This window comes from Leyella stercorea DSM 18206 (assembly GCF_000235885.1).
Lineage (GTDB): Bacteria > Bacteroidota > Bacteroidia > Bacteroidales > Bacteroidaceae > Prevotella > Prevotella stercorea.
The window spans coordinates 336-4,478 of sequence record NZ_JH379438.1; the positions used below are offsets into that span (position 1 = coordinate 336).

At 54.3% G+C, this 4,143-nt stretch carries 3 protein-coding genes; all 3 read left to right on the plus strand.

Going from position 1 to position 4,143, the window contains the following annotated elements; all coding sequences use genetic code 11:
* The first annotated feature begins 517 nt into the window (after positions 1-517).
* Genes HMPREF0673_RS07500 through HMPREF0673_RS07510 form a run of 3 tightly spaced genes read left to right on the plus strand, consistent with a single transcriptional unit; the run spans position 518 to position 3,990 of the window.
* Positions 518-1,210, plus strand: a complete 693-nt coding sequence (locus HMPREF0673_RS07500) for a succinate dehydrogenase/fumarate reductase cytochrome b subunit (RefSeq protein WP_007900358.1) — start codon at positions 518-520, stop codon at positions 1,208-1,210.
* 36 nt (positions 1,211-1,246) lie between these two features.
* Positions 1,247-3,229, plus strand: coding sequence for a fumarate reductase/succinate dehydrogenase flavoprotein subunit (locus tag HMPREF0673_RS07505; protein ID WP_007900359.1), 1,983 nt, complete (start codon positions 1,247-1,249; stop codon positions 3,227-3,229).
* A gap of 5 nt (positions 3,230-3,234) precedes the next feature.
* Complete coding sequence (locus HMPREF0673_RS07510) at positions 3,235-3,990, plus strand: succinate dehydrogenase/fumarate reductase iron-sulfur subunit (RefSeq protein ID WP_118354848.1); 756 nt, start codon at positions 3,235-3,237, stop codon at positions 3,988-3,990.
* Positions 3,991-4,143: the final 153 nt, after the last annotated feature.

Consider the following 4,143-nt stretch of genomic DNA (forward strand, 5'->3'; position numbering starts at 1 on the left):
TGCCATACCCTCCTAATCTGTGCGCATCTGTGTCTATCTGTGGGAGGCACTTCTCTGCTAGAAGGTTCTGTGTGTTCCGCGTATTCTGTGGGACACTCTCTCCCCGTCTGCTTTGTTGGTGCACTTCTTGCTCTGGCAAGCGGCAAAGCCGAGCGGAGACAAGTGCACCCCCTAAGAGTGCCCCCTGAAAGTGCTCTCTCTGCCATCGGATTGCGTCCGCCGCCCGATCAGATTCCGTTCGCTGCACGATGCCATAAGTAGCGTGTGTACCCTGCGGAGATTGCGCTGCAATACACAGTGTGTTTACGTTCTGCATCCTTTTATGTTCGCAAAATTAAGAAATAAATTCGATTTTTGATGTGAAATAATTTGATTTATCATCAAATTTCAGTATTTTTGCAGCTTGAAAGGATGTGCCCCTACCTATTATATAGTATATGCGCGAGGAGCAGCCTCCATTACGCACGAAGAAACATCAATAATTTTATCAATTAATAATTTAAATTTCAAATCATTTATGTGGTTAATCAATTCATCAATCGGTAGAAAAGTAGTGATGGCCCTCACCGGCGTCGCACTTGTTCTATTCCTGACATTCCACATGTCAATGAATGTTGTTGCCCTCTTCTCGGGAGACGCTTACAACATGATTTGTGAGTTCCTTGGCGCCAACTGGTATGCCGTAGTAGCAACAATGGGTCTTGCTGCCCTCTGCGTTCTCCACTTCGTTTACGCCTTCTGGCTCACGATGCAGAACCGCGCAGCCCGCGGCAACTCTCGTTACGAGGTTACAGCAAAGCCTAAGGGCGTAGAGTGGGCATCGCAGAACATGCTCGTTCTGGGCATCATCGTGTTGCTCGGTATGTTGCTCCACCTCTTCAACTTCTGGTACAACATGATGTTCGCAGAGCTTCTCGGCTTTGAGGGCGTATGCGCACCTGCTGACGGCTTCGGCTGGATTCAGGAGACATTCAAGAACCCGGTTTACGTTGTTCTCTACATCGTATGGCTCGTAGCCCTCTGGTTCCACCTCTCACACGGTTTCTGGAGCGCAATGCAGACATTCGGCTGGAACGGCAAGGTATGGTTCAACCGTTGGAAGGTGATCAGCCAGGTTTACTCAACCCTGCTCATCCTCGGCTTCCTCGTAGTAGTAGTATTGTTCTACCTCGGCTGCGCACCGAGCCTCTGCTGCGGTAGCTGCTGCTAATAAAAACATCAACATTCAAAAATCATAATTCCTATTATGGCTAAGACAATTAATTCAAGAATCCCTGAAGGCCCAGTGGCCGAGAAGTGGACCAACTATAAAGCTCACCAGCGTCTGGTGAACCCCAAGAACAAACTCAAGCTCGACGTCATCGTTGTAGGTACAGGTCTTGCAGGTGCTTCTGCAGCAGCCAGCCTCGGCGAGATGGGTTTCCGCGTTTTAAACTTCTGCATCCAGGACTCACCGCGTCGCGCTCACTCTATCGCCGCTCAGGGCGGTATCAACGCAGCCAAGAACTACCAGAACGACGGCGACTCAGTTTACCGTCTGTTCTACGACACAGTGAAAGGTGGCGACTACCGTGCACGCGAGGCTAACGTTTACCGTCTGGCAGAGGTGTCAAACGACATCATCGACCAGTGCGTAGCCCAGGGCGTACCATTCGCACGCGAGTACGGCGGCATGCTTGCCAACCGCTCGTTCGGTGGTGCTCAGGTGTCACGTACATTCTACGCTAAGGGTCAGACCGGTCAGCAGCTCCTCCTCGGTGCCTACTCAGCACTCTCTAAGCAGGTGAGCACGGGTCGCGTACAGCTCTACACACGCTACGAGATGGAAGACGTAGTAATCGTTGACGGCCGCGCACGCGGTATCATCGCTAAGAACCTCGTCAGCGGCAAGCTCGAGCGCTTCTCGGCTAACGCCGTAGTAATCGCTACCGGCGGTTACGGCAACGCATACTTCCTCTCTACAAACGCTATGGGTTGCAACTGTACAGCAGCCGTTCAGTGCTACCGTAAGGGCGCCTACTTCGCTAACCCTTGCTACGTACAGATCCACCCGACATGTATCCCCGTACACGGCGACAAGCAGTCGAAGCTCACACTTATGTCAGAGTCGCTGCGTAACGACGGCCGCATCTGGGTGCCGAAGAAGCTCGAAGACGCAAAGGCTCTCCAGGCAGGCACAAAGAAGGGCTCGGACATTCCGGAGGAAGACCGCGACTACTACTTGGAGCGTCGCTACCCGGCATTCGGCAACCTCGTTCCGCGTGACGTTGCTTCGCGCGCAGCCAAAGAGCGTTGCGACAAGGGCTTCGGCGTGAACAACACCGGCCTCGCCGTATTCCTCGACTTCTCTGAGTCAATCAACCGTCTCGGCATCGACGTAATCCGCCAGCGCTACGGCAACCTCTTCGACATGTACGAGGAAATCACCGACGTAAACCCGGGCGAGCTTGCAAACGAAATCAACGGCGTGAAGTACTACAACCCGATGATGATCTATCCGGCTATCCACTACACAATGGGCGGTATCTGGGTCGACTACGAGCTCCAGACCTCTATCACCGGTCTGTTCGCAATCGGCGAGTGCAACTTCTCTGACCACGGCGCTAACCGTCTCGGCGCATCTGCCCTCATGCAGGGTCTTGCCGATGGCTACTTCGTGCTGCCGTACACCATCCAGAACTACCTCGCCGACCAGGCTATCTGGCCGCACCTCTCTGTCGACCTCCCCGAGTTCGCAGAAGCTGAGAAGGGCGTTCAGGCAGAAATCGACCGCCTCATGGGCATCCAGGGCAAGCGCTCTGTCGACTCACTCCACAAGGAACTCGGCCACATCCTCTGGGAGCACGTAGGCATGGGCCGCACAAAGGAGGGTCTCGAGGAAGGCATCAAGCTCATCAAGAAGCTCCGCAACGAGTTCAACACCAACCTCTTCATCCCTGGCAAGAAGGAAGGCCTGAACGTAGAGCTCGACAAGGCTATCCACCTCCGCGACTTCATCCTCATGGGTGAGCTCATCGCACACGACGCACTCTCACGCGAGGAGTCTTGCGGTGGTCACTTCCGCGAGGAGCACCAGACAGAAGAGGGCGAGGCAAAGCGCGACGACGAGAACTTCTTCTACGTAGGCTGCTGGGAGTACAAGGGCGACGACGAGACCGCTCCTGAACTCATCAAGGAACCGCTCGAATACGAGGCAATCAAGGTACAGACACGTAACTATAAGAACTAATAAAAATTATGGCAAACATATCATTCACACTGAAATATTGGCGTCAGAACGGTCCTCAGGACAAGGGCCACTTCGACACACGCGAGATGAAGGATATCCCTACGGATACCTCATTCCTTGAGATGCTCGACATCCTTAACGAGCAGCTCATCGAGGAAGGCAACGAGCCTTTCGTATTCGACCACGACTGCCGCGAGGGCATCTGCGGTATGTGCTCACTCTACATCAACGGTCACCCACACGGACCGAACCAGGGCGCTACCACATGCCAGCTCTACATGCGTAAGTTCAACGACGGCGACGTAATCACCGTTGAGCCGTGGCGCTCAGCAGCGTTCCCCGTAATCAAGGACTGCATGGTAGACCGCACAGCGTTCGACAAGATCATGCAGGCAGGTGGTTACGTAAGCGTTCGTACTGGCCAGCCACAGGACGCCAACGCCATCCTCATCCCGAAGGAAGACGCTGACGAGGCTATGGACTGCGCTACATGTATCGGCTGCGGCTGCTGCGTAGCTGCATGTAAGAACGGCTCTGCAATGCTCTTCGTAAGCTCTAAGGTGAGCCAGCTCGCTCTCCTGCCGCAGGGCCGCCCGGAGGCAGCCAAGCGCGCAAAGGCAATGATCGCCAAGATGGAGGAGCTCGGCTTCGGCAACTGCACCAACACCCGCGCTTGCGAGGCTGAGTGCCCGAAGAACGAGTCGATCGCCAACATCGCTCGCCTCAACCGCGAGTTCATCAAGGCTAAGCTCGCCGACTAATCTTAGGAGGGTATGGCATCTTGCCATACCCACGCCACCCTCTCAGGGGGTGCAGCTGTCTCAGCTGCACCAACCGAGCAATCGTGTCCTCCCACAGAATTCACAGATTTCACAGAATTTTCTGTCGGAGAATATTCTCCCACGGATTTCACA

What these genes read in the sequence shown, in the direction of transcription:
- HMPREF0673_RS07505 (WP_007900359.1), top strand. Translation starts at nt 1,247, where the DNA reads ATGGCTAAGACAATTAATTCAAGAATCCCTGAAGGCCCAGTGGCCGAG.
- HMPREF0673_RS07500 (WP_007900358.1), top strand. Translation starts at nt 518, where the DNA reads ATGTGGTTAATCAATTCATCAATCGGTAGAAAAGTAGTGATGGCCCTC.